This window comes from Methylobacterium sp. Gmos3 (assembly GCF_056430985.1).
In genome coordinates this window covers 252,505-279,108 of sequence record NZ_JBWJYL010000001.1, presented here as the reverse complement: position 1 = coordinate 279,108, position 26,604 = coordinate 252,505, and the positions used below count along the sequence as shown (strand labels likewise).

Annotated in this window: 27 protein-coding genes; 15 read left to right on the top strand and 12 right to left on the bottom strand. The window is 69.2% G+C overall.

Annotation, left to right across the window (positions count from 1 at the left end; translation table 11 throughout):
• Positions 1 to 18: 18 nt before the first annotated feature.
• The 12 genes from ACS5Q7_RS01440 to ACS5Q7_RS01385 all read left to right on the top strand — a co-directional run bounded on the left by ACS5Q7_RS01440 (position 19) and on the right by ACS5Q7_RS01385 (position 10,402).
• Complete coding sequence (locus ACS5Q7_RS01440) at positions 19 to 1,998, top strand: quinol:electron acceptor oxidoreductase subunit ActD (RefSeq protein ID WP_478337647.1); 1,980 nt, start codon at positions 19 to 21, stop codon at positions 1,996 to 1,998.
• Positions 1,995 to 2,528, top strand: coding sequence for a c-type cytochrome (locus tag ACS5Q7_RS01435; protein WP_478337646.1), 534 nt, complete (start codon positions 1,995 to 1,997; stop codon positions 2,526 to 2,528). Before ACS5Q7_RS01440 ends, ACS5Q7_RS01435 begins: the two co-directional genes overlap by 4 nt.
• Positions 2,525 to 3,568, top strand: coding sequence for a hypothetical protein (locus ACS5Q7_RS01430; protein ID WP_478337645.1), 1,044 nt, complete (start codon positions 2,525 to 2,527; stop codon positions 3,566 to 3,568). The genes ACS5Q7_RS01435 and ACS5Q7_RS01430 overlap by 4 nt, the downstream gene beginning before the upstream one ends.
• Positions 3,565 to 4,050 (top strand): hypothetical protein, encoded by a 486-nt coding sequence (locus ACS5Q7_RS01425; RefSeq protein WP_478337644.1) that lies wholly within the window; start codon positions 3,565 to 3,567, stop codon positions 4,048 to 4,050. The genes ACS5Q7_RS01430 and ACS5Q7_RS01425 overlap by 4 nt, the downstream gene beginning before the upstream one ends.
• Complete coding sequence (coxB, locus tag ACS5Q7_RS01420; RefSeq protein ID WP_478337643.1) at positions 4,047 to 5,015, top strand: cytochrome c oxidase subunit II; 969 nt, start codon at positions 4,047 to 4,049, stop codon at positions 5,013 to 5,015. The genes ACS5Q7_RS01425 and coxB overlap by 4 nt, the downstream gene beginning before the upstream one ends.
• Positions 5,012 to 6,688, top strand: a complete 1,677-nt coding sequence (locus ACS5Q7_RS01415; protein ID WP_478337642.1) for a cytochrome c oxidase subunit I — start codon at positions 5,012 to 5,014, stop codon at positions 6,686 to 6,688. Before coxB ends, ACS5Q7_RS01415 begins: the two co-directional genes overlap by 4 nt.
• Entirely contained in the window at positions 6,685 to 7,350 is a 666-nt protein-coding gene (locus ACS5Q7_RS01410; protein WP_478337641.1) for a cytochrome c oxidase subunit 3, read from the top strand. Before ACS5Q7_RS01415 ends, ACS5Q7_RS01410 begins: the two co-directional genes overlap by 4 nt.
• Before the next feature lie 2 nt (positions 7,351 to 7,352).
• Positions 7,353 to 7,664: an oxidase gene (locus tag ACS5Q7_RS01405; protein ID WP_478337640.1), complete on the top strand. Its 312-nt coding sequence runs from the start codon at positions 7,353 to 7,355 to the stop codon at positions 7,662 to 7,664.
• 74 nt (positions 7,665 to 7,738) lie between these two features.
• Positions 7,739 to 8,536, top strand: a complete 798-nt coding sequence (locus tag ACS5Q7_RS01400) for a class II glutamine amidotransferase (protein ID WP_478337639.1) — start codon at positions 7,739 to 7,741, stop codon at positions 8,534 to 8,536.
• A gap of 150 nt (positions 8,537 to 8,686) precedes the next feature.
• Positions 8,687 to 9,421, top strand: coding sequence for a NepR family anti-sigma factor (locus ACS5Q7_RS01395; protein ID WP_478337638.1), 735 nt, complete (start codon positions 8,687 to 8,689; stop codon positions 9,419 to 9,421).
• Positions 9,422 to 9,579: 158 nt separating this feature from the next.
• Entirely contained in the window at positions 9,580 to 9,993 is a 414-nt protein-coding gene (locus tag ACS5Q7_RS01390; protein ID WP_243956319.1) for a DUF1236 domain-containing protein, read from the top strand.
• Between the two features lie 139 nt (positions 9,994 to 10,132).
• On the top strand, positions 10,133 to 10,402 hold the full coding sequence (locus ACS5Q7_RS01385; RefSeq protein WP_478337637.1) for a hypothetical protein: 270 nt from the start codon (positions 10,133 to 10,135) through the stop codon (positions 10,400 to 10,402).
• A 4-nt stretch (positions 10,403 to 10,406) separates the two neighbouring features.
• On the opposite strand, the gene mscL is transcribed toward ACS5Q7_RS01385, so the two are convergent.
• The 5 genes from mscL to ACS5Q7_RS01360 all read right to left on the bottom strand — a co-directional run bounded on the left by mscL (position 10,407) and on the right by ACS5Q7_RS01360 (position 13,070).
• A complete protein-coding gene (mscL, locus tag ACS5Q7_RS01380) occupies positions 10,407 to 10,835 on the bottom strand; it encodes a large conductance mechanosensitive channel protein MscL (RefSeq protein ID WP_478337636.1) in 429 nt (142 codons plus the stop codon).
• Positions 10,836 to 10,908: 73 nt separating this feature from the next.
• On the bottom strand, positions 10,909 to 11,745 hold the full coding sequence (locus tag ACS5Q7_RS01375) for a CDP-alcohol phosphatidyltransferase family protein (RefSeq protein WP_478337635.1): 837 nt from the start codon (positions 11,743 to 11,745) through the stop codon (positions 10,909 to 10,911).
• A 12-nt stretch (positions 11,746 to 11,757) separates the two neighbouring features.
• Positions 11,758 to 12,468, bottom strand: coding sequence for a phosphatidylserine decarboxylase (locus ACS5Q7_RS01370; RefSeq protein WP_478337634.1), 711 nt, complete (start codon positions 12,466 to 12,468; stop codon positions 11,758 to 11,760).
• A gap of 60 nt (positions 12,469 to 12,528) precedes the next feature.
• Positions 12,529 to 12,843 carry a type II toxin-antitoxin system RelE/ParE family toxin gene (locus ACS5Q7_RS01365; protein WP_478337633.1) on the bottom strand — a complete coding sequence of 105 codons (315 nt, stop codon included), beginning with the start codon at positions 12,841 to 12,843 and terminating at the stop codon, positions 12,529 to 12,531.
• Complete coding sequence (locus ACS5Q7_RS01360; RefSeq protein WP_478337632.1) at positions 12,840 to 13,070, bottom strand: hypothetical protein; 231 nt, start codon at positions 13,068 to 13,070, stop codon at positions 12,840 to 12,842. The genes ACS5Q7_RS01365 and ACS5Q7_RS01360 overlap by 4 nt, the downstream gene beginning before the upstream one ends.
• A gap of 61 nt (positions 13,071 to 13,131) precedes the next feature.
• On the opposite strand from ACS5Q7_RS01360, the gene ACS5Q7_RS01355 reads away from it, so the two are divergent.
• Positions 13,132 to 14,022 carry an NAD(P)-dependent oxidoreductase gene (locus ACS5Q7_RS01355; protein WP_478337631.1) on the top strand — a complete coding sequence of 297 codons (891 nt, stop codon included), beginning with the start codon at positions 13,132 to 13,134 and terminating at the stop codon, positions 14,020 to 14,022.
• Between the two features lie 16 nt (positions 14,023 to 14,038).
• Here the strand turns inward: ACS5Q7_RS01355 and ACS5Q7_RS01350 are convergent, their stop codons facing one another.
• The 5 genes from ACS5Q7_RS01350 to ACS5Q7_RS01330 form a co-directional block, all read right to left on the bottom strand.
• Entirely contained in the window at positions 14,039 to 14,833 is a 795-nt protein-coding gene (locus tag ACS5Q7_RS01350) for an ABC transporter ATP-binding protein (protein ID WP_478337630.1), read from the bottom strand.
• 6 nt (positions 14,834 to 14,839) lie between these two features.
• Positions 14,840 to 15,649 carry an ABC transporter permease gene (locus tag ACS5Q7_RS01345; protein WP_478337629.1) on the bottom strand — a complete coding sequence of 270 codons (810 nt, stop codon included), beginning with the start codon at positions 15,647 to 15,649 and terminating at the stop codon, positions 14,840 to 14,842.
• 4 nt (positions 15,650 to 15,653) lie between these two features.
• A complete protein-coding gene (locus ACS5Q7_RS01340) occupies positions 15,654 to 16,625 on the bottom strand; it encodes an ABC transporter substrate-binding protein (protein ID WP_478338006.1) in 972 nt (323 codons plus the stop codon).
• A gap of 200 nt (positions 16,626 to 16,825) precedes the next feature.
• Complete coding sequence (locus ACS5Q7_RS01335) at positions 16,826 to 18,733, bottom strand: ABCB family ABC transporter ATP-binding protein/permease (RefSeq protein WP_478337628.1); 1,908 nt, start codon at positions 18,731 to 18,733, stop codon at positions 16,826 to 16,828.
• Positions 18,734 to 18,809: 76 nt separating this feature from the next.
• The gene (locus ACS5Q7_RS01330) at positions 18,810 to 20,243 is read right to left on the bottom strand and encodes a LysM peptidoglycan-binding domain-containing protein (RefSeq protein WP_478337627.1); all 1,434 of its coding nucleotides are present in this window, start codon (positions 20,241 to 20,243) and stop codon (positions 18,810 to 18,812) included.
• A gap of 233 nt (positions 20,244 to 20,476) precedes the next feature.
• Here ACS5Q7_RS01330 and ACS5Q7_RS01325 point away from each other — a divergent pair, with 233 nt between their 5' ends.
• Positions 20,477 to 21,073: an LOG family protein gene (locus ACS5Q7_RS01325; RefSeq protein ID WP_478337626.1), complete on the top strand. Its 597-nt coding sequence runs from the start codon at positions 20,477 to 20,479 to the stop codon at positions 21,071 to 21,073.
• A gap of 150 nt (positions 21,074 to 21,223) precedes the next feature.
• Positions 21,224 to 24,490, top strand: coding sequence for an autotransporter family protein (locus ACS5Q7_RS01320; RefSeq protein ID WP_478337625.1), 3,267 nt, complete (start codon positions 21,224 to 21,226; stop codon positions 24,488 to 24,490).
• Positions 24,491 to 24,547: 57 nt separating this feature from the next.
• Here the strand turns inward: ACS5Q7_RS01320 and ACS5Q7_RS01315 are convergent, their stop codons facing one another.
• Positions 24,548 to 25,087 (bottom strand): YciE/YciF ferroxidase family protein, encoded by a 540-nt coding sequence (locus tag ACS5Q7_RS01315; RefSeq protein ID WP_478337624.1) that lies wholly within the window; start codon positions 25,085 to 25,087, stop codon positions 24,548 to 24,550.
• 200 nt (positions 25,088 to 25,287) lie between these two features.
• Positions 25,288 to 26,511 (bottom strand): ABC transporter substrate-binding protein, encoded by a 1,224-nt coding sequence (locus ACS5Q7_RS01310; protein ID WP_478337623.1) that lies wholly within the window; start codon positions 26,509 to 26,511, stop codon positions 25,288 to 25,290.
• Positions 26,512 to 26,604 lie beyond the last annotated feature (93 nt).

Below are 26,604 nucleotides of genomic sequence, written 5' to 3'. Positions count from 1 at the left end.
GGGCGGGAGGGCTGAGGCATGATCCGCGAGCCCGCCCCCGCGATCCGCCCCGGCGAGGACATGCGCTCCGTCGGCGAGGCGGTGACGGCGATCACCCTCGCCCATCCCGCCGGCCGGGCATGGTGGATCGCCTTCGCGGGCGCCGCCGCCCTGCTCGGGCTGTTCGCCTTCACCCTCTGCTACCTCGTCTACGAGGGCGTCGGGATCTGGGACAACAACAACGCCGTCGTCTGGGCGCTCGACATCGCGAGCTACGATTGGTGGATCGGCGTCGCCTGCGGCAGCCTGCTCGTCTCCGGCATCCTGCTGCTGCTCGGCGTCGAGTGGCGGGGGCCGGTGAGCCGCGTCGCGGAGACGGTGGGGCTGCTCGCCACCGCCGCCGCCGGGCTCTACCCGATCATCCATCTCGGGCGGCCCTGGTACTTCTACTGGAACCTGCCCTACCCGAACACCTTCGGCCTCTGGCCGCAATTCCGCTCGCCGCTCCTGTGGGACGCCATCGACATCGTGTCGTTCCTCGTGGTGGCCTTGAGCCTCTGGTACATCGGCCTCCTGCCCGACATCGCGTGCCTGCGCGATCGCGCCTACGCGGAGGCCGCGCGGCAGATCGAGGCCGTGGCCCCGACCCGGAAGACCGCCCTCCTGCGGGCGCGCGCCTACGGCATCCTCGCCTCGGGCTGGCGCGGTTCGGCCGCCCATTGGCAGATCCGGGGGCAGGCCTACCGAATCGTCGCCCTGCTCGGGGTGCTCCTCGTCGTCTCGGTGCAGACCGGCGCCTCGGTGATGCTGGCGGGCTCGGTGATGCCCGGCTGGCACGGCACGCTGATGCCGGTGAGCTTCCTGGTCCACGCCGTGCTCTCCGGCGTCGGCGTCACGGCGGCGCTCATGATGCTGGTGCGCGGGGTCTACGGACTGTCGAGCCTCATCACCGACCGCCACCTCGACGTGCTCGCGCGGCTGATGCTCTGCCTCGGCTGCGCCAGCGCCTATTGCTACGGCGCCGAGTTCTTCGACACGTTCCTGGCGGGCGATGGCGCCGGCCGCGCCGTGCTGCTGCGCCGGATGGAGGGGGGCCACGCCCTCGCCTTCTGGGCGGCGGTGATCGGCCTCACCCTGCCGCCGCAGGCGTTCTGGTCCGCCCGCGCCCGGCGCTCGCCGCTGATCCTCGCCGTGGTCGGGCTCCTCGTGGCGGCGGGCGCCTATGCCGACCACGTGATGATCCTCGTCGTCACCCTGACGCAGGATTTCCTGCCCTCCTCCCGCCTGCCCTATTCGGTCGATCGCTGGGGCGTGGCCACCTTCGTCGGCTCCATCGGGCTGTTCCTCGCCCTGATCCTGCTGTTCGTGCGCTACCTGCCCTCGGTCTCGATCACCGAGATCCGCCGCCTCGTGCCGACCGGCGCGCAGGCGGCCGCCTCGCCGCCGCCGCGGCGGCCGGAGGCGGTGCAGGACGCGCCCCTCTGGGGCGTCGCCGCCTCCTTCCCGAGCGAGGCCGAACTCGCCGCCGCGCTGCAGGCGCTGTCCACCCTGCGGGACCGGATCCGTCTCGACGGCTACGGCCCCGTGCCGATGCCCCGCACCCTGCGGGCGCTCGGCCTCGAGGGCCGCTCGATCCTGCCCTACGCGCTCGCCGGGGCACTCGCGGGCGGCGCGGCCTTCTACGGGATGTGCATCTACGCCACTGCCTACGATTACGTGTTCCTGATCGGCGGGCGGCCGCGCTTCTCCTGGCCCTCCTTCGTGGTGCCGAGCGTGTCCTTCGCGATGCTCACCGGGTGTCTGGCCGTCCATGCCGCGCTGCTCTGGCTGAACCGCCTGCCGCGCCTGAATCACCCGGCCTTCAACATCCCCGGCTTCCTGAACGCCTCGCAGGACCGGTTCTTCCTCGCCGCCGAGTTGCGGGACGACGGCCCGGAGGCCGCGCGCATCGAGCGCCGCCTCGCCGCCCTGCCCCAGGGCGGCGGGCGCCCCCTCGCCATCGCGAGGATCCCGCGATGAGCCGTCGCCTGCTCCTGCCCCTTCTGGCCGTGCTGCCGCTCGCCGCCTGCGGCGAGGCCAACATGGACGACCAGGCCAAGGCCCGGACCTGGGACAAGAACCCGTTCTTCCCCAAGGAGACGACCATGCGCCACCCGGTCGCCGGGACGGTGCCCCGCCTCGATCCGGCCCGCGAGGCGCCCCAGCCCGCGACCATCACCGCCGCCCTCGTGGAGCGCGGGCGCCAGCGCTACGCCGTGTTCTGCACCCCCTGCCACGGGCAGGACGGCAAGGGCGCGGGCATGATCGTGGATCGCGGCCTCGCCCCGGCGGGCGATCTCGGTTCGGAGCGCCTGCGCGCGGCCGGGGCGCCCGCGATCTACGGAGCCATCTCGAACGGCTATCGCAGCATGTTCGGCATGGCGGAGATGATCCCCTCGGCGGATCGGTGGGCCATCGTCGCCTATGTCCGCGCCTTGCAGATCAGCCGGGACGTGCCCGTCGCGGCCCTGCCCGAGGCCGACCGCGCGGCCCTGGAGGCGGCGCGATGAGGCTGCCCCTCTTCGCCCTCCTCGGCGCCGGGGCGCTCGCCCTGGCGCTCTATGCCGGCGGAAGCCGGGGCGCGGCGGCGTCCTGCCTCGCGGCGTGGCTCGTGCTCCTCGCCCTGCCCGTCGGCGCCCTGCCGATCACGGTGGTGGCCGAGCGCTTCGGCAAGAAGGTGCGCGAGCGCGGCGGCGTCGAGATGCTCGCCGGCCTGCGGCGCCTCATGGCGCTGATGCCGGCCGCCGCGCTCCTCGGCGTGCCGGTGCTGGTCGCGAGCCTCCTCCTCTACCCGTGGATGCACGAGCCGCCGCGCACGCCGCTCGCCGCCCTGTGGTTCACCGCGCCGTTCTTCCTCGTGCGGGCGGCGCTCTATCTCGGACTCTGGACGTGGCTGTGCCTGCGCTTCGCCCGGCCTTTTGACGCCCCCGGCGAGGGCCGCACCGTGCCGGCGGTCGCCCTGCACGCGCTCATCGGCACGCTCTTCGCCATCGACGTGGTCGCCGCCCTCGATCCGAGGCTCGATTCCGCTCTCCTCGGCCTCTTGCTGATGACCGCGTGGAGCGGGCTCGCCTTCGCCGCCGCGATCCTGCTGGCCTGGGAGGAGCCGGAACCCATCGGCCGGGGCCGCGCCGTGCCGGGGCGGGGGCGGCTCATCCCCCTCGTCGTGCTCCTCGGCCTCTGGGCCTACATGCACTTCCTGCAAGCGCTGATCGTCTGGTCCGCGAACCTCCCCGCCGAAGTGGCGTGGTACTCGGCGCGCGGCGGCTGGACCGGCCGCAGCCTCGCCATCGCCTCCGGCGTGGTGGCGGGCCTCGCCGGGCTCGCGACCCTGCGGCCGGGCCGGGTCATCACCCGCGCGCTGGCCGCCGCCGCCATCGCGGTCCACGCCCTGGAGATGTTCTGGCTGGTCACGCCCTCCGTGCGCGACCGGTTCGCGATCCGCCCGGCGGACGTGCTCGCCTGCGTCGCCGTCGCCTGCCTCGCCGGGCTGCTGCATCCGCTCCTCGCGCGGCGCTGGGCGCCGCCCCGCCGGAGGAAGGCCCGATGAGCGGCGAGGGACAACGCCCGGCCGGGCTCGTGCCGGCCATGCTCGCCGCCCTGGCGCTGAAGGCCACCGGCCTCGTGCGCCACCGGGCGGAGGCGGGCAAGCCCGGCCGCCGGCCGGACGGGCCGGGCCACGAGACCAGCGACGTCAACGTCCGCAACACCGTGCTCGTGATGGGCGGCCTCGCCCTGTCGGCCGCCGCCGTCATCGGCGGCATGGTGCTGTTCATCCGCGTCACGGAATCGCGCCAGCGCGCGGCCCTGCCGACGCTCACCCCGCAGCAGACGACCCGCCTCGTGCCGCCGCCGCCGAACCTTCAGCCCGACCCCTATGCCGATCTCGACCGGCAGCGGGATGCCGCCCGCGCCGCCATCGACGGCTACGGCTACCTCGACCCCGCCCATACCCGCGCCCGCATCCCCATCGACCGGGCGATGACCCTCGCGGTCGGGCGATCCCTCGACGGCGGAGGGAACGCGCCATGACCCCCGATCACGCCGCTTTGCAACTCTGGCCCGTCGCCGCCTCGGCCAACGCCGCCGAGGCCGACGAGCTGATCCTCGCCTTCACGGTGCTGACGCTCGTGCTCACCGTGCCGGTGTTCCTCGCCATCACGTGGTTTGCGCTCCGCTACCGGGAGGGCTCGGAGGCCGACCGCTCGCCCTCGGGCATCCGCTCGAACCTCATCGAGATCAGCTGGATGCTGATCCCGTTCCTGCTCACCCTGGTGTTCTTCGTGTGGGGCGCGCGGCTCTTCGTGGAATCGCGCAATCCGCCGCCGGACGCGATGGTGGTCGAGGTGATCGGCCGGCAATGGATGTGGAAGTTCCAGCATCCCACCGGCCAGTCCGAGATCAACAACCTGCACCTGCCCATCGGCCAGCCGATCAAGTTGCGGATCATCAGCCAGGACGTGATCCACGCCCTCTACCTGCCCGCCGTGCGGATGCAGGTCGCCGCCCTGCCCGACCGCTACACCGAGATGTGGTTCAAGGCCGACAAGGTCGGCACCTTCCACCTCTACTGCTCGGAATATTGCGGCACCGACCATTCGGTGATGGGCGGCAAGCTGACCCTGATGAACCCCGGCGACTATCAGGACTGGCTGGTCCATGCCGGGGCGCAGCAGGGCGTCGTCGCCGCCGGCCGCGCCCTCTACGAGGCCTATGGCTGCGCCTCCTGCCACGAGCCGGGCTCACCGGTGAAGGCGCCGAGCCTCGCCGGCCTCTCCGGCAGCAAGGTCGCCCTCGCGGACGGGCGCAGTGTCGTCGCGGACGACGAATGGCTGCGCCAGAAGATCCTGAACCCCAACGGCGACAAGCTCGCCGGCGGGGGCAAGCAGGTGATGCCGAGCTTCGCCGGGCGGATCCCGGAGGACGAGCTGAACAGAATCGTCGACTTCATCAAGGCCTATCCGAGGCCCGGTCAATCCGCGGAGGCGACGCGATGAGCGCATCGGGCACCATCGAGGGCGCGGCCCACCGCGAGCCGCACGCGCCGGAGGCCACGATCGGGCGCAAGCCCGATTACCTCCACGCGGAATCGACCCTGCGCTCGTGGTTCCTCACCACCGACCACAAGCGCATCGCCATCCTCTACCTCACCTCGATCACCGGCTTCTTCGTGATCGGCGCCCTGGCGGCGGGGGTGGTGCGGCTGGCTTTGGTCGTGCCGAACGGCGCGATCATGAGTAACGACACCTACAACAAGGCCTTCACTATCCATGGGGTGGTGATGGTGTGGTTCTTCCTGATCCCCTCCATCCCCGCGACCTTCGGCAACTTCCTGATCCCGCTGATGATCGGGGCCAAGGACCTCGCCTTCCCCAAGCTCAACCTGACGAGCTGGTACGTCTTCATGACCGGGGCGCTCTTCACCCTGGTCTCGGTGGTGCTCGGCGGCGTCGACACCGGCTGGACCTTCTACGCCCCCCTCTCCACCGCCTTCTCGAACACCTGGGTGCTGCCGGCGCTGATCGGCGTGACCATCGTCGGTTTCTCCTCGATCCTGACGGGGCTCAACTTCGTCGTCACGATCCACACCATGCGCGCGCCCGGCATGACGTGGTTCAAATTGCCGATCTTCGTCTGGACGCATTACGCGACGAGCCTGATCTTCCTCCTCGCGACGCCCGTCATTACCACGGCGCTGATCCTGCTCATCGCCGAGCGGGCCTTCCATGTCGGGGTGTTCGATCCGGCCTATGGCGGCGATCCGGTGCTGTTCCAGCACCTGTTCTGGTTCTACTCGCACCCGGCCGTGTACATCATGGTGCTGCCGGGCATGGGCGTGATCTCGGAGATCGTCCCGGCCTTCGCCCGCAAGAAGCTGTTCGGCTATCGCTTCGTGGCCTACGCCTCGATCGGGCTCGCCTCGGTGACGTTCTTCGTGTGGGGCCACCACATGTTCGTCAACGGCCAGAGCGATCTGGCGAGCCTCGTCTTCTCCGCGCTCTCCTTCGCGGTGGCGGTGCCATCGGCGGTGAAGGTCTACAACTGGACCGCGACGATCCATAAGGGCAGCCTACGGCTCGACACGCCGATGCTCTACGCGATGGGCTATATCGGCCTGTTCGTGCTGGGCGGGTTGACCGGGCTCTACCTCGCGACCCTCGCGATCAACCAGCACATCCACGCGACCTACTTCGTGGTTGCGCATTTTCATTACATCATGGTCGGCGGCACGGTGCTGGCGTTCCTCGGCGGCCTGCACTTCTGGTGGCCGAAATTCACGGGCCGCATGTACAGCGAGCCGTGGGGCCGGGTCTCGGCGATCCTGATCTTCCTCGGCTTCAACGTCACCTTCTTCCCGCAATTCATCCTGGGGTATCTCGGGATGCCCCGGCGCTACGCGACCTACCCGCCGGAATTCCAGCTCCTCAACGTGCTGTCCTCGGCCGGCGCGACGATCCTGGCGGCGGGCTACATCTTTCCGATGCTCTACCTCGTCTATTCCCTGTGGTTCGGCCGCAAGGCGCCGGCCAACCCGTGGGACGCGAAGGGGCTGGAATGGGAGACTTCCTCTCCGCCGCCGACGCTGAACTTCGTCAGCCCGCCGGAGGTGCCGCGCATCCCCTACGATTATCCGATCCAGGCCACCGAATCCAAAGACCAGCACCGATGAGCGAGGGGCTCGCCAAAGGGGTCGGGATCGCCCGCGCCCATCATTTCGAGAGTGTGGCCCAGCAGCGCGAGGCCACGAATCTGGGCATCTGGGCGTGGCTCATCACCGAGCTGCTGCTCTTCTCGGCGCTGTTCCTCGTGGCGCTGATCCTGCGCATCCAGCACCCCGAGGCGACGGTCGCGGCGGCGCGGCACCTGAAGTTCTGGATCGGCGCCACCAACACCGTGGTGCTGATCTGTTCGAGCCTCACCATGTCGATGGCGATCGAGTTCTCGCGGATGGGCTGGCAGCGGGCGATGGTCCGCGCCATGCTGGCCACCGCCGCCCTCGGGGCCCTGTTCCTCGTGCTCAAGGGCTACGAGTACTATGCCGACTGGGACGAGCACATGATGCCGTTCCTGTCCTCGCGGCCCTTCGCGCTGGAGGAGACGCCGGCCGCGCGGCTCTTCGTGAACCTCTACTATGTCGCGACCATGCTGCACGCGGTCCACCTGTTCACCGGCATCGCGCTGCTCCTCGGCATGACGTGGATGGCGGCCAAGGCCGGGTTCCTGGCGCGGCACCAGAACTGGATCGAGATCTACGGCCTCTACTGGCACTTCATCGATCTCGTGTGGATCCTCGCGTTCCCGATCCTCTACGTCGTCAACCGGGGGACCTGACGATGCGCACCCCCCTCTCCTCCCTTACCCCGGACGACCGCGCCGAGCTGAAGCGGCGGATGCGCAAGCCGGTGCTGACCTTCCTGGCGCTGCTGGCGCTGCTCGCCGTCAACGTCACCCTCGGCGCCACCCTGCCCTTCGATCATGTCTGGGCCATCGAACTCGGCGTGGTGGCGCTGATGGTCGCCACCATCCTCCTCGTCTCCATGGAGGTCATCGAGGAGCCGCCGCTGATCCGGCTGTTCTCGGGGCTCGGCTTCTTCTGGGTGTGCATCATGGTCGGCATGACCCTCACCGATTACCTCGGACGCTGATTCTCTATTGTTCGGGAAGGCCCGGGCGCTTACACGGCTGCCTTCCCTTCCCCTCCCTCACCTCCGCCCGTCCGATGTGCGAACTGCTCGGCATGAGCGCCAACGTGCCGACCGACATCCGCTTCTCCTTCGCCGGCCTCGCCCGGCGCGGCGGCGAGACCGGGCCGCACGCGGACGGCTGGGGCATCAGCTTCTACGAGGGGCGCACCACCCGCAGCTTCCACGAGCCGGAGCCGAGTTCGCGCTCGCAGCTCGCGCGGCTGTTGCGCGACATGCCGATCAAGAGCTGCATCGTCCTCGGCCATGTCCGCCGGGCGAATCGCGGCCGGGTCAGCCTGGAGAACACCCACCCGTTCTCCCGCGAATTGTGGGGCCGCCGCTGGACCTTCGCCCATAACGGACAACTGAAGGGCGTGAAGCGCCTCGAATTGGGCGCCTTCACCCCCATCGGCACCACCGACAGCGAGCACGCCTTCTGCTGGATGCTCGGGCGCCTGCATGCCCGCTTCAAGACCCTGCCCCGGCCCGCGACCCTCGACCGGATGGTCGCCGACCTCTGCGCCGAATTGCACGCCCTCGGCGTGTTCAACATGCTGATGTCCGACAGCCGCACCCTCTACGCCCATTGCGGCAAGCGGCTCTGCTACCTCACGCGGCGCTCGCCCTTCGGCAAGGCGACCCTGATCGACGAGGATTGGACCATCGATTTCGCCCGCGAGACCACCGCCAACGACGTCGTGACCGTGGTCGCCACCCAGGCCCTGACCCGCGACGAAAGCTGGACTGTGGTGGAGCGCGGCGACATGCTCACCCTGCGCGAGGGTGAGGTCCGGGTGTTGAGGGGACGCAACGGTTGCCCACATGCGACCTGAGTGAGGGTGCATGCGCGGCTTCAATGCGCTACAACCCAGGTAACAGGCGCGCAGAGGTCGGGCGTTTACCCAGTCACCGGCCCTCAAGCGCGCTCCTCGGCCGCTTTGGACCGGCGGCCGGGTCACGACAAGCTGACGAGTGCGACGAGCATGACCCGCGAAGACACCGCCGTCCTGCACGCGCAGGACGGTTCCTCGGACGATCGTCCGAACCTGTCGTCCTCGATCCGGACCCATCTCGGCGAGCATCTGCGCACCGCCTATGACCGGCTCAACGAAGACACGTTGCCGGCCCGCTTCGCCGAACTCATCGATCAGCTCGAAGCCGCCCTGCGCGCGCGCGGCGAGGCGATCGAGCCCGAGTTCCGCGACGGCCTGCTCGCGGCGGTGCCCAGCTTGCGCGCCTTCGCGCTCTCGCTGACCTCCAATCCCGCCCGTTCGGACGACCTCGTGCAGGACACCCTGCTCAAGGGCTGGCAGCACCGCGCCCGCTTCCAGCCGGGCACGAACCTCAATGCGTGGCTGTTCACGATCCTGCGCAACATCTTCTACTCGGATCACCGCAAGCGCGTGCGCGAGGTCGAGGATCAGGACGGCTCCTACGCCGCCCGCCTCGCCACCGCCCCGCACCAGGGCGACCGGCTCGACGTCGAGGATCTGCAATCGGCGCTAGCCAAGCTTCCGCCGGACCAGCGCGAGGCGCTGGTTCTCGTCGGCGCCGAGGGTGTCTCCTACGAGGAGGCGGCGACGATCATGGGCTGCAAGGTCGGCACGGTGAAGAGCCGCGTGAGCCGCGCCCGGGGCCGTCTGGCCGAACTTCTCGGCTACGACGAGGAGGATCTGGGCTCCGACCGGTTCATCCAATCGGCCATGCCCGACGCCTGAGCGATGCCGTCCGAGCGGTGAACCGTTCGGCAACCATGGCGGCGGCGGCCCGGGAGAGGGCCGCAAAAATCGATGCATCCGAATCCGGGGATCGGGCGTTGTTGGCCCGAGCTTCGCTGCATCCATGCGGCGGAACGACACGGAAACGGAGCATCCGTATGACCTTCAAGACCCTCCTGGCCGCCTCGGCCCTCGCCCTCTCGCTGCCCCTCGCCGCCCAGGCGCAGGGCCTCGTCCCCGGTGCCGAGCGCGGCGCTGCCGCTGGCGCGGATGCGGCCGGCCCGATCGGCGGGATCGTCGGCGGTGCTGTCGGCGCGGCCACGGGCACGGTGGGCGGCATCCTCGGCGTCGACATGGCGCCGCGCTTCCGCAGCTATGTCCGCGAGCGCAATGTCCGCTCCTACGATTACGACGGTCGCGTCGCCGTGGGCTCCACCCTGCCGTCCTCGGGCGTGACCTATTACGACGTCCCGTCCGAGTACCGCGTGCAGCCCGGCTACCGCTACACCGTCGTGAACGACCGTCCGGTGCTCGTCGACCGCGGCCACCGCATCGTCGAGGTGATCGACTAAGCGTTCGGGGTTCGCCTGAGGGCAGCATCCGCCGGAACGGCCACCGCTCCGGCGGGATGAGATCGGCCCAGGGCCCCGAAGCGCGCGAGCTTCGGGGCCCTTTCGCGTGCGGCATCCATCGATGAAGGAGGCAACGACAATGAGCGACGACGTGGCCGAAGGCAGGCCGGTCCTGCCCGAGCCGGTGCGTGATCACCTCGGCCAGCAATTGCGGGGCACGATCCCCGTGGCCGACAAGCCGCGCTTCCTCGGCGACGCGCCGGAGATTCCCGGCGAGTTCGAGCCGCATCTGCGCCGCTTGGACACCCGCCTCAAGACCCATGAGGAGGGCACCGAGGCGGTGGGCGAGGCCCTCGACCGTATCCTCGATGCGTTCGGCGTGAAGCCGGAGACGCCGAAGGACGCGTGAGGCCTCAGACCCTGGGCTTCGTGGCGAGGATGTCGCGGATCTCGCCCAGCAGCTTCACGTCGGCCGGGACCTCGGCCACGGCCTCGGGCTTCTTGTCCTCGGCATGCTGCAGCTTGTTCATGGCGCGGATGACCATGAACAGCACAAACGCGACGATGATGAAGTTCAGCGAGACGGTGAGGAACTGTCCGTAACCCAGCACTGCGCCTTGCTTCTTGGCTTCGGCATAGGCGAGCCCGGTCTGCACCTTCGATGAGAGGGGCAGGTAGTAGTTCGAGAAATCGAGCCCGCCCGTGACCGCGCCGATCGCCGGCATGAACAGGTCCTGCACCGCCGACGTGACGATGGCGCCGAAGGCCGCGCCGATGATGACGCCCACCGCGAGATCGACGACGTTGCCCCGCAGGGCGAATTTCTTGAATTCCTCGAGCATCCCCACCTCCGCTCCAGCGACGACGTGAGACCGTGCCTCATGCCGCGGGTGGGTGGGAACCGGGTCTCACACGCTATCCACCGTCGGTTGCAGCGACCCTCTCGTCGCTCAGGGTGGCCTGCTCGGCCTTGAGCCGGCGGCGATACTGGGCGGCTCCCACGGGGATGGTGATGAGATAGGCGCCGCTGACCGCCACCAGCGCCTCGAACGGGTAGCTGATGAGGATGCCGAAGGCCGCCACGCCGCACAGGAAGATCGGCAGGACGAGGCCGCGCGGCACCCGCTTGCCCATGGTCTTGCCGGAGAAGGTCGGCACCGTGGAGACGACCATCAGCGCGATGCACAGCACATAGACGAGCACCGCAGGTGCCGCCCAGGCATCGAAGGTGAGGCCGAGGAAGTGCAGGTAGAGCGGCAGCATCGCCGTCAGCGCCCCGGCGGGGGCCGGCATGCCGACGAAGAAATCCTTCTTCCATTCGGGCCGCGAGGGATCGTCCAGCATGGCGTTGAACCGCGCGAGGCGCAGGCCCATGGCGATGGCGAAGATCAGGGCGATGATCCAGCCCAGCGACTTCAGGTGGAACAGCACGAAGCCGTAGAGGATCAGCGCCGGGGCGCAGCCGAAATTCACGAAATCGGCCAGCGAATCGAGCTCCGCCCCGAAGCGGGAGGTGCCTTTCAGCAGGCGCGCCACCCGCCCGTCGATCCCGTCGAGCACGCCCGCCGCCACCACGGAGATGACGGCCGGCTCGAACTTGCCCTCGAAGGCGAGGCGGATCGCCGTCAACCCGAGGCAGAGCGCCATCAGGGTGATCATGTTCGGGGCGATCATGCGGAACGGCACCGGCTTGAACCGGCGCGGGCGGGGCTCGTTCGGATCCGGCTCGAAGGGCGGGAAGAGATCGTCCACGACAGGCATCCCTCAGATCCGGCGGAAGCTGCGCTCGGGGCCGCCGCCGAGATCGGCGAGCACGGTTTCCCCCGCCACCGCCTTCTGGCCGAGGCCGACGAGGACGCGGGTGCCGGCCGGCAGGTAGACATCGACGCGCGAGCCGAACCGGATCAGCCCGAACCGGTCGCCCGCCGCCAGCGTGTCTCCCGCCGAGACGAAGCCGACGATCCGCCGCGCCACCAGCCCGGCGATCTGCACCACGCCGATCCGCGTCGGCGTGCCGCGATGGCTCGCCTCGATCACGAGCCCGTTGCGCTCGTTGTCGTCGCTGGCCTTGTCGAGTTCGGCGTTGAGGAACAGGCCGGGCGTGTAGTGGATCTGCCCGATCCGGCCCGCGACCGGCATCCGGTTCACGTGGCAATCGAACACGTTCATGAACACGGAGACGCGCAGCGTCGGCACCTGCGGCAGGTCGAGCTCCGGCGGCGGCAGGACGGTGGCGATGAGGTTCACCCGCCCATCGGCCGGCGACACGACGAGGCCGTCGCCCGTGGGCACGACGCGCTCGGGATCGCGGAAGAAGTAGCAGACCCAGAGGGTGAGGATCAGGAAGATCCACCCGAAGAACTGCGAGAAGTAGCCCGCCAGCACGGTGAGCACGATGCCGATCAGGATGAAGGGGTATCCCTCCTTGTGGATCGGCACCAGCGTCCGCCGGATCGTCTCGATGAGGTCGGTCATTCTGAAAGGGCTCGGGGCGTCGGATCTCTGCCGGGCGGATGGCAGTCCGTTAGGCCGGCGTCAACTTTTGGGGTCGGTATCGGGTTGGTCGCCGGGCATCGAAAACGGATCCCGGGCAGCATGCCGCACGGCGATCACGATGACCGCGTCGTCCCTCGGTTCGTAGAAGATCAGATAGGGGTAAGGCCGGACCAGGATACGGCGCAGCGGCGGCGAACTGGTGCGGGCGCCGCAAAGGGGGTGATCGATCAGCCGGTCCAGAGTGGCTTCGATTCGTCGTCGGACATTCGAAGCCCCTATCGGCGACTTATCGGCAATGCCGCCGAGGACGGCATCGATCTCGGCAAGAGCGTCCGGTGTGAAACGGAGCTTCACGCGCCATACTTCGCCCAAAGCGCCCGAACCTGCTCGTCCGAAGCGAACTCCCCGCGCGCGGCTTGGGCGCGCGACTTCGCCAGCGACGCCTCTTCTTCGGGAGACAGGTGATACACCGGTTCGCCCTCGCCGCTGGCGAACACCAGCAGCATCCGCGCAGCATCGTCCTGCATGGCTTCCGGGAGCGCGCGGACGCGCGCGATGGCTCGTTCCAGTAGCTCGGTCATGGCGGCATGATACACGCCATCGCTAGGAAAAGAAGCGATTCCCTTTGGAGTTCAGGCGCCCATGAGCCAGCACATCGCCTTCCTCGGCCTCGGCGCCATGGGCGCGCCCATCGCCCGGCATCTCGCGGCCAAGGGGCACGAGACTGTCACGGCTTTCGATGCCGATCCAGCCCGCCTTGCCGGCCTCGACGGCCCACGGCTCGTCGCCTCCACCGACCGGGGCCGGATCGCGGGGGCCGACGTGCTGTTCCTGTGCCTGCCGGATGGGGCAGTGGTGGAGGCGGCCCTGTTCGGGCCGGACGGCGTGGCTGAGCACCTCGCGCCGGGCGCTGTCGTGGTCGATCTCAGCACCACGACCCATGCCGACGCCCTGCGCATCGGCGGGGCGCTGGAGGCGGGCGGGCGGCGCTTCCTCGACGCACCGGTCTCGGGCGCGCCGGCCGGGGCCGAAGCGGGGACGCTCACCGTAATGTGCGGCGGCGCGTCGGAGGTGTTCGCGCGGGTGCGCCCGCTCCTCGACCGGTTCGGCGCGACGGTGCTGCACATGGGGCCGGCGGGGGCGGGGCAGCTCACCAAGACGGTCAACAACGTGCTCTACGACATCAACATCGCGGCGCTGGCCGAGGTGCTGCCGATGGCCGTGGCGATGGGGCTCGATCCGGCCCAACTGGCCCAAGTCGTCACCACCGGCACCAGCCGGAGCTACGCCTCGCAATACTTCGTGCCGCGCATCCTCAGGGGCGAGTTCGACGAGGGCTATCCGATGGGCAAGGCGTACAAGGACCTCGTCAGCGCGGCTGCCGTGGCGGCCGAGAACGGCTTCCCCCTCCCCGTCACGGCGGCCGCGACCGCCACCTACCAGACCGCCCTGCGCCAGGGCCACGGCGACCGGGACAAGGGCGCGATGGTCCTGCCGTTCGAGGCCCTGCTGGGGGTGAAGGTGCGCGGGTGAGGCCTGAGCCTTCCCTTCAATCCACCGCCGGCGCGTGCAACTCCGCGTCGGTGAAACGGGCCTGCTCCTCCATGACCAGTTGGCCGAGCTCCCGCTTGATCGCGTTGAACTCGGCGCTCGCCGGGTCGCGCGGGCGGGGCATCGGCACGCTCACATCGCGTTTGATGCGGCCGGGCCGGTAGGTCATCACCAGAATGCGGTCGGCGAGGTAGATCGCCTCCTCGATGGAGTGCGTCACGAAGACGATGGTCTTGCGGTACTCGGACCAGATCCGCAGCAACTCGTCCTGAAGGGTCCGCCGGGTCAGCGCATCGAGGGCGCCGAAGGGTTCGTCCATCAGCATGACGGGCGGGTCGAGGGCGAGGATGCGGGCAATGGCCACGCGCTGGCGCATGCCGCCGGAGAGGTCCTTCGGATAGCGCTTCAGGAAGTCGGACAGGCCGAGCTTCTCCGTGATCCGCGCCACCGTCGCGTCGGCTTGCGCCCTCGGCACGCCCTTCACGTCGAGACCGAAGCGGACATTGTCCTCGACGCTCATCCACGGGAACAGGGCGTATTCCTGGAACACCATGCCCCGGTCCGGCCCCGGCTCCAGCACGGGCTTGCCGCCGATGGTGATCGCGCCGGAGGTGAGCGGGGTGAAGCCCGCCATGGCGTTGAGCAGGGTGGACTTGCCGCAGCCGGAGGGGCCGAGCAGGCACAGGAACTGTCCCTCCGGCACCGTGGCGGTGATGTCCTGCAACGCGGGCACGCCCGCGCTGCCGCTGCCGAACACCTTGACGGCGTTCGAGACGACGATCTCTGCCGACATGATGTCCTACCGTTCGAGGCCGCGGTGCCAGCGCAGCAGGTGGTCGTTCAGGCGGCTCATGGCGCCGTCGATGATCAGGCCAAGCACGCCGATCGTCAGCATGCCGCCGATGATCTTGTCCGACCACATGTACTCGCGGGCTTCGAGGATGCGGTAGCCGAGCCCGTCCGACACCGCGATCATCTCGGCGACGATCACCACGATGAAGGCGGTGCCGATGCCGATCCGCATCCCCGCCAGCACGAAGGGGCTGGCGGCGGGCAGGATGACCCGGCGGAACATCGTCCAGCGCCCCGCCCCGAGGTTGCGAGCGGCGCGGATATAGATCGAATCGACCTGCCGTACCCCGGCGATGGTGTTCACCAGCACCGGGAAGAACGTCCCCAGCGCGATCAGGAACAGGGCCGGCGGGTTGCCGAGCCCGAACCAGACGATGGCCAGCGGGATATAGGCTATGGGCGGGATCGGCCGCAGCACCTGCAACAGCGGGTTGAACAGGCCGTAGAGCCTGTCGCTGGTGCCGAGGAGCAGCCCGGTCGGTACGGCGAGCCCGGCGCCGATGGCGAAGCCCGCCAGCACCCGACCGAGGCTCGACACCGCGTCGTGCGGCATCTCGCCGGAGAACAGCCAGGAGAGATAGCTCTCCTGGCCAGGATCGTAGGGCAGCGCCGGCTGGAGCCCCGCCCACCACTTCACCGCCACCATGGAGGGCGGGGGCAGCACCACGGGGGAGACCACGCCGGTCCGGCTCATGACCTCCCACAGGAGGAGCAGCGTCACCGGGACCAGGACACCACGGAAGGACGAGAGCGCCATCGGCTCAGTTGACCTTCAGGTTGGCCTTGGCCTTCTCGAGCAGGTCGAGCTTGACCCACTCGGCGTCGGATTTCGGCGGGTTCTGCATCTTCCCGAGGCCGTACTTCACCATGTAATCGGCCGTGGTTTGCATGTGCCCGGCCGGCATCACGTAGGTGTAGCTGGCATTGGCCATGCCGTCGCGAAAATCCTGGGCGGACAGCTGGCCCTTGAACACCTGCTCGCGCACGTATTTCTCGGCCAGCGCCGGATCGTCGATGAAGGCCTTGGTCGCGGCCACGAAGAGGTTCAGCACCTTCTGCGCGACTTCCGGGCGCTCGGTGTACATCTTCTCTGTCATGACGAGGGGGCGCACCGGCTTGCCGATGGGCGTGTCGTAGGGCTTCACCAACTCGACGCCCCAGCCGGCGCTGATCGCCTGCGTCGATTGCGGCTCCGACTGGCAGATCACGTCGACGTATTTCTGCGCCAGCGCCTGGTTCAGGTCGGCGTAGTTGTTGAAGTAGGTGAGTTGCACGTCCTTGCCGGGCCGCTCGGACCACGTCATCCCGTGCTTGTCGAGCTCGGCGAGCAGCATCAGATCCTGCGTGCCGCCGCGGACGGTGGCGACCTTGAGGCCCTTCAGGTCGGCCGCGGTCTTTGCGGGTAGGTCCGGCCGCTTGAGGATGCGCACGCCGCCATCGGCGAAGCCCGCCACCACGAGGAGCTTCACGCCGTTGCCCCGCGCCGCGACCGCGCCGTCGCCGCCGGAGGCCGCGATGTCGATTTGGTCCACCGCCATCGCGGGGTAGATGTCGGCGCCCTTGGCGAACTGGCGCTCGTCGATCTTCAGGCCGTATTTCGGGGCGATCTCCTTCATGTAGGAGATGGCGCCGTAATGGGCGAACTTGAGGTTGCCGAGGCGCACGACGTCCTCGGCGCGGGCCGGCGCGGCGAGCACGACGGCGGCGGCGCAGGCCGCCAGCAGATGTCTGATCACGATACTCTCCCCAGGACAGAACGACGTCCGACCGGCCTTCTTGCTGGGCCGTGTTGCGTCAGGGGTATATCGCTTCAGGACCGGTGTTAATCCCGGCCGGGACGGGCGGGCCGGATTTTGTATGCATAGGTCCGGTGGCCGTGGTGAAACGGCTCTCCTCTCCCCACAGGCGGGGAGAGGAGAACCCGCTGTTCGCCTCACTCCGCCGGTACGGCCTCGGCGCGGACGGGCGGGAGCAAGGCGCCGTCGGCATCCCGGGCGAGCACCTGACGGGCGGCATCGACCTCCCGCTGGCGGTTCCACAGGGCGGCGTAGATCCCGCCGCGTTCCAGCAACTCCCCGTGGGTGCCGCGCTCGGCGATCACCCCCCGGTCGAGGACGAGGATCGCGTCGGCGTTGACCACGGTGGAGAGCCGGTGGGCGATCACCAGGGTCGTGCGCCCCTGCGCCACCCGGTCGAGGGCGCCCTGGATCTCCGATTCGGTGAAGGAATCGAGCGCCGAGGTCGCCTCGTCGAGGACGAGGATCGGCGGCCCCTTCAGGATCGTGCGGGCGATGGCCACCCGCTGCTTCTCGCCGCCCGACAGCTTCAGGCCGCGCTCGCCGACCGGCGTCTCGTAGCCCTCCGGCAGGCCGGAGATGAAGCGGTCGATCTGGGCGAGCTGCGCCGCCTCCTGCACCTCGGCATCGCTCGCCTCGGGGCGGCCGTAGCGGATGTTGTAGCCGATCGTATCGTTGAACAGCACCGTGTCCTGCGGGACCATGCCGATGGCGGCACGCAGGGATTCCTGCGTGACGGCGGCGATGTCCTGCCCATCGATGCTGATCCGGCCGGATTGCGGCTCGTAGAACCGGAACAGCAGACGGGAGAGGGTCGACTTGCCCGCCCCCGAGGGACCGACGATGGCCACCGTCTGGCCCGGCTTCACCTCGAAGGAGACGCCCCGCAGGATCGGCCGCTCCGGCGTATAGGCGAAGCGCACGTCCTCGAACCGCACCGTGCCGCCCGTCACGGCCAGGGGCTTCGCCCCCGGCCTGTCGGCGATCTCGGGGTTCTGCCCGAGGATGCGGAACATGTCGTCGATGTCGATGAGGGCCTGTTTGATCTCCCGGTAGATCATGCCCATGAAGTTGAGCGGCATCGAGAGCTGCACCAGCATGGTGTTGGCCAGCACGAAGCCGCCGATCGTGGTGCGCCCGGCCAGAATGTCCCGCGCCGCGAGCCACATCACCACGGTCATGCCGGCGGTGAAGATCGCCGCCTGCCCGGCATTGAGCACCGCGAGCGAGACGTAGGTCTGCGTCGAGGCTTTTTCGTATTTGGCCATCGACAGGTCGTAGCGGGCGGTCTCGCGGGCCTCCGCGCCGAAAAACTTCACCGTCTCGTAGTTGAGCAGCGAATCGACGGCCTTGGTGTTGGCGTCGGTATCGGACGCGTTCATCCGGCGGCGGATCGCGATCCGCCATTCCGTCGCCTTGTAGGTGTAGGCGAGGTAGGCGGCGACCGTGAGGAAGGCGGTGAGTGCGTAGAGCCAGTCGAACTCGTAGGCGAGGATGCCGAGCACCAGCGCGAACTCGACGATGGTCGGCACCAGCGTCAGCACCATCAGGCGCGACAATTCCTCGATGCCGGAGCGCCCCCGCTCCAGCACGCGGGTGAGACCGCCGGTCTTGCGCTCCAGGTGGAAGCGCAGGGACAGGGCGTGCATGTGGGTGAAGGTGAGCAGGGCGAGGCGCCGCACCGCGTGCATCGCCACCTTGGCGAACAGCCCGTCGCGGACCTGGGTGAGCAGCGCCATCGCCACGCGCGACAGGCCGTAGAGGCCGATCAGCAGCATCGGCGCGGCGATCAGCCCGGCGGGCACGACCTTTTCCTGTCCGCCCACCGCCGCCACCAGGGCGTCGGTGGCCCATTTGAAGGTGAAGGGCGTCACCATCGTCGCGACCTTCGCGACGAGGAGCAATCCGAAGGCGACGAACACCCGCCGCTGCAGGTCCGGCCGCCCATGCGGCCAGAGATGCGGCCACAGGCGGCGGTAGGTCGCGATCAGGCCGGGACGAGCGGGTGGATTCGTCCCGGATGGGGACGGGATGGCATCGGACATGGGCGGGGTTCTGGCGCGGGATTAAGGCGCATATAGGCACGTGCGGGCGCTCCCGCACCCCGCCCGGCGGGGCGCCCTACCCGCGCCGGTCGTCCGGCAGCACGAAGATCTGGCCGGGATAGATCAGGTCCGGGTCGCGGATCTGCGCTTGGTTGGCGTCGTAGATCACGGTGTAGCGCTCGCCGCGGCCGTAGATCCGCTTGCTGATCTGCCAGAGGTTGTCGCCTCGGGTGATCCGGGCGGTGGCGATGGCGGGCACGAACACCGCACCCGGCGTCGACGGGGGCTCGATGCCGCCCATCGCGCTCTGCGAGGGTGGGGTCGTGGCAACCATGGGCTCGCTGCGTTGCGCGGACGCGGCGACGCCCGCCCCCGGCTTGGCGGGGGCGGTCCCGGGGGCCTGGGCCTTCTGGTCGGGCTTCTGCTCCGGCTTGGCGAGCGCGCCCCTTCCGCGATCGCCCATTCCATGGTCGCTCTTGCCCGGATCGGCCCTGGGCGCCTCCGCGACCTGCTGGGGCATGGCGAAAGGCACCTCGGCCCGGCGCAGGACGCGTCCGGTCCTGGGATCGAACTCATCGATCCGCACTTGATACTGCCCCTGCGCGACTCCCTTGCCGATGGTGAAGGTCACGCGGCCGTCCGCGCCGATCCGCGCCGGGGCGATGAGCGTGTCGTTGAGGTAAAGCCGCACGTCGGTGCCTGGCTTGCCGGTGCCCGTCACGAACAGGCGCCCGCCGGGCTCGGCATCGACGCTGACAATGCGGGTCGGCGCATCCGGGGCCGGCTTCCCGGCCTGACCCACTTCCCTCTGGCCCGTCGTCACGCCGGGGTTCGTTCCCCCTTCGCCGGCGGGCTTGTCCACCCGGCCGGCGGCGGGTGTTTCGGGTGTCCCCGGCTGGGACAGCACCACGGTCGGCGCGTCGGGGGCCGTGAGGGCGACCAGGGGCCGGCTCTTGCCCTCGGGCGAGACCGAAACGGCGACGCTCTGCGGCGAGCGGGATTCCTGGCCGTCCGCCGTCCTGGAGCGCAGCACGATCTCGCTCGACCCCTTCGGCAGGGCCGGCGGGACGATGGCGAACTGGCCATTCGGATCGGCCAGCGCCTTGGCGACGGGTTTGCCGTCGACCAGCATCTCCACGACCGTGTTCGGCCGGCCCCGGCCCGCCACCACCGCGTCGCCGTTCGGCTCGACGCGGACGATGTCGAAGCTCGGCGCCCCGCTGACCTCGGCTGCCTTGCCCGCATCCGCGCCGAGAGGCTTCTCCTCGCCGGGGGGCGAGGCCTTGGCGGACTCTGGGGCGGCCTTGTCGTCCGGCTTGTCCGGCGCGGAGGGATTCGGGACCTTGTCCGGCATCGTCGCATCGGGGGACAGGGCCGACAGCTTGTCCTGCGGCGGCGCTTCGTCCCGCGACAACCCGCCGGCCCAATAAAGGGCCAGCACGATCCCGAAACCCGCCAGCAGGCCGGCGAGCGCCAGGACGATTCCGTGCCGTAGCCGACCCGTCGTCACCACGTTCGCCTCCCCCGCCGCCCCGCCGTGAAGGGACGAAAACTCGAAACTTCGCGGACCTCCTCGTGGAAACCCGTCGACTGTACGGCCTATAATAACGTACACGGGCCGGGCACCAAGCCGCCCCACCCTTGTGGTTGGTGAATCCTGCGGGAATTCAGCACTTTGCTGCAATCTCACCCGGAAGCGGGACCTCCGGGGCGGCCCCCAGAATGCGCGAAGGAGGGCGCCGGATGGCCCTGGTGAGGACGGTCTGTGTCTATTGCGGTTCCGGGTTCGGCAAGAATCCGGCCTTCCGGGAGGCGGCGCAGCAGCTCGGCACCGCGCTCGCGCAAGCCGGGATGTCCCTCGTCTACGGCGGCGGCGATGTCGGGCTGATGGGCACCGTCGCCCGCGCCGTCCTCGAAGCGGGCGGCCACGTCACCGGCATCATTCCCGACTTCCTCCAGGCCCGCGAGAACATGCTGGACGCCGTCGACGAGACCATCGTCGTGCCGGACATGCACACCCGCAAGCGCCTGATGTTCGAGCGCTCGGACGCCTTCGTCACCCTCCCCGGCGGAATCGGCACGCTGGAGGAACTGGTGGAGCAACTGACCTGGGCGCAGCTCGGGCGGCACAAGAAGCCGGTCGTGCTGGTTTCGGTGGACGAGTTCTGGGCGCCATTACTTGGCCTGTTCGACCACATGCGTGCCCACGGGTTTATTCGCGACGGGCTAGACCTCAGCTATCTCGTGGCGAAGGATGCGGCTGGAGTCATCCCCCTCCTCAAGGCGGCCGGGCGCGAGCCGGACGACCGGGCCGAAGAACTCGTTAGCAAGAGAATGTAGTATTGGGTGATTAGCCGACTTAAATTGTAATTTGTTGCAACACGGCAACTCTTTGAGCGATTTTGACTTATGACGGGATTATGACGAAATCCACAAGCTAATCTTTGGTTAAACAGCCCGCATCCGGGGACCAGCCGGTCGGGGACTACCATGGACTTCAAACAGAGTGTATCGCTCGCCGCGCTCGCCTTGGCGGCGTTCGGCACGTCGGCCGCACAGGCTCAGACGGTCAACACCACACCGTCCAACGTCAACGTTCTGAACCTGCTCAGCCCGTTCCTCGGGCTGAACGGCACCCAAATCGGCCAGCAGACGCTGCAGCTGAACCTGTCGCAGGCCATCGCCCAGAATCAGGGTGCCTCCGTCGCGGACCAGCAGAAGGCGATCAGCGACAAGGCCCTGCCGGGCAGCGCCGCCTTCGCCACCACGATCACGCTGGCCAACGGCACGCGGGTGAATCTCGGCCCGGCGGACAACCTCGCGGGCGGGCTTCCGGCGCAGGCGCCGCAGAGCGCGGGCGGCCTCACCCCGCTTCAGCCGGTGGGCGGCCTCGGACCCCAGCTCGGCGCGATCTACCAGACCGGCATCCGCGCCAGCACCGCCAATAGCGGCCCCCTGACGGCGACGTTCAACCTGCTGAACCAGGCCTACAGTGTGTTCAGCGCCGATCTCGGCGTGGCGAAGAACTACTTCGCCAACGGTGCGGCCACGAACCCGAGCACGACGCCCGCGGGCTATGTCCCGGTCCCGGCCGTGGCGCCCGCCGGCTACACCCTGCCGACCGGCCCCTACACGATCCCCGCCGGCTCGCCGGCCGGCGCCGCGGGCACGCCCGGCACCCTGCCGAACCGCTACGACAGCGTGCTCGACCTCGCCTACGGCGTGCGCAATACGCAAGCGGGGCAGGATGTCTACGGCTCGTCGCGGCCGATCCAGGTGTCGCAGAGCCAGTACAACGTGTTCGATCCGACCGCGCTGAACGGCATCGCCACCAACCCGTCCTTCCCGAGCGGGCACACGCAATACGCCTATACCGACGGCTACCTGCTCGCGATGCTGGTGCCGCAGGAATACCAGAACATGCTGCTGCGGGCGTCCGACTACGCCAACAGCCGCATCGTGCTGGGCGTGCACTACCCGCTGGACATCATCGCCTCGCGGGCCTTCTCGGCCTACGACCTCGCCCAGGCCTTCACGAACCCGGCCTACATCAACAACGCCGCGACGACCGGCACGGCGATCAACATGCCGAGCCTGTTCACGGCGGCGCAGGCCGAGTTGCAGAGCTACCTCTCGGCCCAGTGCGGCAACACCGTCGCCGCCTGTGCCAACAGCGCGGCGAACACCACCAACAACCCCTACCTGCCCAACGCGGCCAACCAGGCGCTCTACCAGTCCCGCCTGACCTACGGCCTGCCGACCCTGACCTTCGCCCAGGCGCCCCGCGAGCAGGCCCCGGCCGGCGGACCCGACGCCTCGATTCTGCTGGCTCCGCTCTACGGCGGCAGCACGAGCGCGGCGAAGACCCTCGCGCCGAACGGCGGCCTCTACGGCCAGCTCTCCACGGGGACGATCAACCAGATCATCGTCAACACCGAGGGCAACGCGCTCACCGCCTTCTACGGCACGGCGCTGAGCTACTGGGCACGCCTCGACCTCTACTCGGCCGCCGGCTATTTCGGGAACGTCACCGGCACCCTGGCGATGGACCCGACCGACCGGCTCAACACCGGCGTGAGCATCGGCAACGGCGGCGCCCTCTACGCCAACGGCACGATCGGCGGCACGGTGATCGTCAACAGCGGCGGCCTCCTCGGCGGCTCCGGCACGGTGGGCGGGTTCGCCGCGCTCTCCGGCGGCACGGTGGCGCCGGGCAATTCCATCGGCACGCTGAACGTGGCCGGCAACGCCACTTTCGCGCCGGGCTCGGTCTATCAGGTCGAGGCCAACGCGGCGGGGCAGTCCGACCGGCTCATCGTCTCCGGGACCGCCACGCTCGCGGGTGGCACGGTTCAGGTGCTGGCGCAGAACGGCACCTACAACCCGCGCACGCAGTACGCGATCCTCAACGCGTCCGGCGGTGTCACGGGCCAGTTCGCGGGCGTCACCTCGAACTTCGCCTTCCTGACCCCGACCCTGCGCTACCAGCCCACCGAGGTCGACCTGACGCTCGCGCGCAACGACGTCGCCTTCGCCTCCATCGCCACGACCCGCAACGGCGCTTCCGTCGCCAATGCGATCCAGGCGGGCGGGCCGGGCAGCGCCATCTACGGCGCGACCGTGGGCCTGACCACGCCGGAGGCGCAGAGCGCCTTCCGCGTGCTGGCGGGCGACATCCACGGCTCGACGGTCTCCTCGTCCTACGAGACGGCGTTCTTCGTCCGTGAGGCGATCCTCGACCGGCTGCGCTGGGGCACCACCCCCGGCTCGGCGGACAGCCTGAGCTTCGGCAGCCTGCCGGCCACCTACACCGCCGACCTGCCCGGTCGCCGGCCGCTGGTGGCCAACGTGCCGATGCAGACCCTCGACCCGACCGTGGTCGGGATCTGGGGCCAGGGCTTCGGCGCCTTCGGCAGCGCGAGCGGCGGTAACGCCTTCGGCCTCGACCGGACGCTGGCCGGCTTCGCGGCGGGCCTCGACGTCCGCCTGCCGAGCGGGATCAAGCTCGGCGTGGTCGGCGGCTACACCGAGAACACCCTCGACACGACCGGCCGCTTCCAGTCGGCGGGCATCACGAGCGGGTTCGGTGGCGTCTACGGCGGCTACGAGACGGGTCCGGTGTCGGTGCGCCTCGGCGCGGTCTACGCGGACGAGTCGCTGCGCACCCGCCGTGCCGTGATCTTCCCGGGCGTGGCGGACACCCCCACCGGCCGCTACGGCGGCTACACGGTGCAGGGCTTCGGCGAGATCGGGTACAAGTTCTTCATGGGCCAGCCCGCCCCGGTGGCGCTGGTGTCGAAGGGCGAGGCCCTCCAGCCGGTCCAGCCGACCGCGACCTACATCGAGCCCTTCGTCGGCGGCGCCTATGTCGGCATCCACCGCGACGGCTTCGCCGAGACCGGCGGCGTGGCGGCCCTGCGCGGCCTCGCCCGCGACTACGACCTCGGCGCCCTGACGGTGGGCGTGCGCGGCCAGACGGCCTTCGACTTCGGCACCGGCCTGCCACTCTCGGCGCACGCCCTGCTGGGCTACCGCCGGGCCTTCGGCGACGTGGTGCCGAAGGCGCTGCTGTCCTTCGGGACCGGCCCGTCCTTCCTGTCGGCGGGCGTGCCGATCGACCGGGACGCGGTGGTGGCGGAAGTCGGCCTCGACCTGCGGGTCGCGCCGAACGCGACGCTCGGCGTGGCCTACACGGGCCAGACCGGCTCGCGCGCCCAGGACCAGGCGGTCAAGGGCAATTTCACCTACCGGTTCTGAGCCTCACACCACGAACGATGACAGGGCGGCGCTCCGAGAGGGGCGCCGCCCTTTCCGTCAGCGGGCAGCCTTGCCCTTGACCTTGGCACCCTTCGCCTCGCCGTCCTCGATCCCGGCCACGTTGATGGTCTGGGCGATCTTCGACAGGAGCGCGTCGGTCTTCTTCTCCTCCTGCAGGGTCTCGTCGAGGAGGCTCGCCGCGTCGTCGTAGCCGAGCTGGCTCGCCCAGGTCTTCAGCGTGCCGTAGCGGGCGATCTCGTAATGCTCGACCGCCTGGGCGCAGGCGGCCAGGACGGCATCGGCCGCCGGGCTGTCGCCGAAATCCTCCAGATCCTCCTCCATCTCCGAGGTGATGCCCTGCATCGCCTCGCAGGTCTTGGACCGGGCAGGCTTGCCGATGATCTCGAAGACCTGTGTCAGGCGCTCGACCTGATGGGCGCTCTCCTCGGCGTGGGTCTCGAAGGCCTGCCGGAGCTCGTCGTGCTCCGCCGCCTTGGCGGATTTCTTGAGCGCCTTCACCGATTGCTTCTCGGCGTAATAGACATCCTTGAGCGTCTCGTAGAACGCGTCGTGAAGCGTCTTCTGCTTGGTCGCCATGGCGATCGGATCTCCTGCGGACGGTCGAATGGCCAGGGTAGGAAGGGCGGCCATACCGAGCAAACCCCGGCCACGCTCCGCGGGTCCCGGCTTTATTCTCGCCGTTCACGGGAACCTTTCCCCGTGGGCTTCGTGCCTTGCAGAGGGCGGAAGTATTTGCCGGAGGACATTATCATCGCGCCCCCGGCAAGACTTGCGCGCTACTTCGCGATCATTGGGCAGCCGCCTTCGCTCATCGGGCGGAAGGCCTGATCGGCGGGGATCGTCTCCAGCACCTTGTAGAGGTCCCACTCGCCCTTCGACTCGGCGGGCGCCTTCGCCTCGAACAGGTACATCGGGTGGATCTTGCGCCCGTCCGGGCGGATCGTCCCCTTGCCGAAGAGCGGGTCGTCGGTGGGGATCTCCTTCATCTTGGCGACGACCGCCGCGCCGTCCTTGGCCGAGTGCAGGGCCTCCACGGCCTTCAGGTAATGGAGCGTGCTGGCATAGACGCCCGCCTGGTAGGAGGTCGGCTTCTTGCCCGGCATCTTCTGCGCGAAGCGGTCGGCGAAGGCGCGGGTGGCGTCGTTCAGGTCCCAGTAGAACGAGGCGGTGAACTGAAGCCCCTGGGCCACGTCGAGGCCCAGCGAGTGGATGTCGGTGATGGCGATGAGCAGGGCCGCGAGCTGCTGCCCGCCCTGGCGGATGCCGAATTCGTGCGCCTGCTTGATGGCGTTGGCCGCGTCGAGGCCGGCATCGGCCAGCCCTATCACCTGCGCCCCGGAGGCCTGGGCCTGGAGCAGGAAGGACGAGAAATCCGGGTTCGGGAAGGGCGTGCGCACGCCGCCGACGACCTTGCCGCCGTTCTTCTCCACCACCGCCTTGGTGTCGCGTTCGAGCGCGAGGCCGAAGGCGTAATCGGCGGTGATGAAGTACCAGGATTTGCCGCCGCGCTTCAGCAGCGCCTTGCCGGTGCCGTTGGCGAGCGCCGCCGTGTCGTAGGTCCAGTGGACGGTGTTCGGCGTGCAGGCCGGGCCGGTGAGGTCGGCGGTGCCGCCGCCCGAATTCACGAAGGCCTTGTTCTTTTCCTTGGTGATCTGCGCGATGGCGAGCGCCACCGAGGAGGTCGGCACGTCGAAGATCGCATCGACCCCGTCGCGGTCGTACCATTGCCGCGCGATGGAGGCGCCGACATCGGGCTTGTTCTGGTGGTCGGCGGCGATCACCTCGACCTTGAGCCCGTGCTGCTCGGGCTTGAAATCCTCCACCGCCATGCGCGCGGCCACCGCCGCGCCCTCGCCGGTCGAGTCGAAATAGACGCCGGAGCGGTCGTTCAACACGCCGATCTTCACCGGCACGAGGTCGGCGGCATGGGCTTCGAGATGGGCGGCGGCGAGCGTGCAGAACGCTGCGAGCGCCCCCGCCGCGAGGGTACGGGTCGGCATCGGTCTCTCTCCCATCGGGCATGACGATCCCGCCGCGTTCGGTGCGGCGGGTTTGCATGACGGATGCAGCTTAGACGGCGTGTTCGGGCGTTG

Excerpts from the sequence above, each read along its gene's own strand:
- ACS5Q7_RS01405 (WP_478337640.1), top strand. The coding sequence starts at position 7,353 with ATGCGCACCCCCCTCTCCTCCCTTACCCCGGACGACCGCGCCGAGCTG.
- coxB (WP_478337643.1), top strand. The coding sequence starts at position 4,047 with ATGACCCCCGATCACGCCGCTTTGCAACTCTGGCCCGTCGCCGCCTCG.
- ACS5Q7_RS01335 (WP_478337628.1), bottom strand. The coding sequence starts at position 18,733 with ATGTCCGATGCCATCCCGTCCCCATCCGGGACGAATCCACCCGCTCGT.
- ACS5Q7_RS01400 (WP_478337639.1), top strand. The coding sequence starts at position 7,739 with ATGTGCGAACTGCTCGGCATGAGCGCCAACGTGCCGACCGACATCCGC.
- ACS5Q7_RS01440 (WP_478337647.1), top strand. The coding sequence starts at position 19 with ATGATCCGCGAGCCCGCCCCCGCGATCCGCCCCGGCGAGGACATGCGC.
- ACS5Q7_RS01310 (WP_478337623.1), bottom strand. The coding sequence starts at position 26,511 with ATGCCGACCCGTACCCTCGCGGCGGGGGCGCTCGCAGCGTTCTGCACG.
- ACS5Q7_RS01435 (WP_478337646.1), top strand. The coding sequence starts at position 1,995 with ATGAGCCGTCGCCTGCTCCTGCCCCTTCTGGCCGTGCTGCCGCTCGCC.
- ACS5Q7_RS01385 (WP_478337637.1), top strand. The coding sequence starts at position 10,133 with ATGAGCGACGACGTGGCCGAAGGCAGGCCGGTCCTGCCCGAGCCGGTG.
- ACS5Q7_RS01390 (WP_243956319.1), top strand. The coding sequence starts at position 9,580 with ATGACCTTCAAGACCCTCCTGGCCGCCTCGGCCCTCGCCCTCTCGCTG.
- ACS5Q7_RS01410 (WP_478337641.1), top strand. The coding sequence starts at position 6,685 with ATGAGCGAGGGGCTCGCCAAAGGGGTCGGGATCGCCCGCGCCCATCAT.
- ACS5Q7_RS01325 (WP_478337626.1), top strand. The coding sequence starts at position 20,477 with ATGGCCCTGGTGAGGACGGTCTGTGTCTATTGCGGTTCCGGGTTCGGC.
- ACS5Q7_RS01320 (WP_478337625.1), top strand. The coding sequence starts at position 21,224 with ATGGACTTCAAACAGAGTGTATCGCTCGCCGCGCTCGCCTTGGCGGCG.
- ACS5Q7_RS01355 (WP_478337631.1), top strand. The coding sequence starts at position 13,132 with ATGAGCCAGCACATCGCCTTCCTCGGCCTCGGCGCCATGGGCGCGCCC.
- ACS5Q7_RS01315 (WP_478337624.1), bottom strand. The coding sequence starts at position 25,087 with ATGGCGACCAAGCAGAAGACGCTTCACGACGCGTTCTACGAGACGCTC.
- ACS5Q7_RS01360 (WP_478337632.1), bottom strand. The coding sequence starts at position 13,070 with ATGACCGAGCTACTGGAACGAGCCATCGCGCGCGTCCGCGCGCTCCCG.
- ACS5Q7_RS01415 (WP_478337642.1), top strand. The coding sequence starts at position 5,012 with ATGAGCGCATCGGGCACCATCGAGGGCGCGGCCCACCGCGAGCCGCAC.
- ACS5Q7_RS01350 (WP_478337630.1), bottom strand. The coding sequence starts at position 14,833 with ATGTCGGCAGAGATCGTCGTCTCGAACGCCGTCAAGGTGTTCGGCAGC.
- ACS5Q7_RS01395 (WP_478337638.1), top strand. The coding sequence starts at position 8,687 with ATGACCCGCGAAGACACCGCCGTCCTGCACGCGCAGGACGGTTCCTCG.
- ACS5Q7_RS01370 (WP_478337634.1), bottom strand. The coding sequence starts at position 12,468 with ATGACCGACCTCATCGAGACGATCCGGCGGACGCTGGTGCCGATCCAC.
- ACS5Q7_RS01345 (WP_478337629.1), bottom strand. The coding sequence starts at position 15,649 with ATGGCGCTCTCGTCCTTCCGTGGTGTCCTGGTCCCGGTGACGCTGCTC.
- ACS5Q7_RS01430 (WP_478337645.1), top strand. The coding sequence starts at position 2,525 with ATGAGGCTGCCCCTCTTCGCCCTCCTCGGCGCCGGGGCGCTCGCCCTG.
- mscL (WP_478337636.1), bottom strand. The coding sequence starts at position 10,835 with ATGCTCGAGGAATTCAAGAAATTCGCCCTGCGGGGCAACGTCGTCGAT.
- ACS5Q7_RS01425 (WP_478337644.1), top strand. The coding sequence starts at position 3,565 with ATGAGCGGCGAGGGACAACGCCCGGCCGGGCTCGTGCCGGCCATGCTC.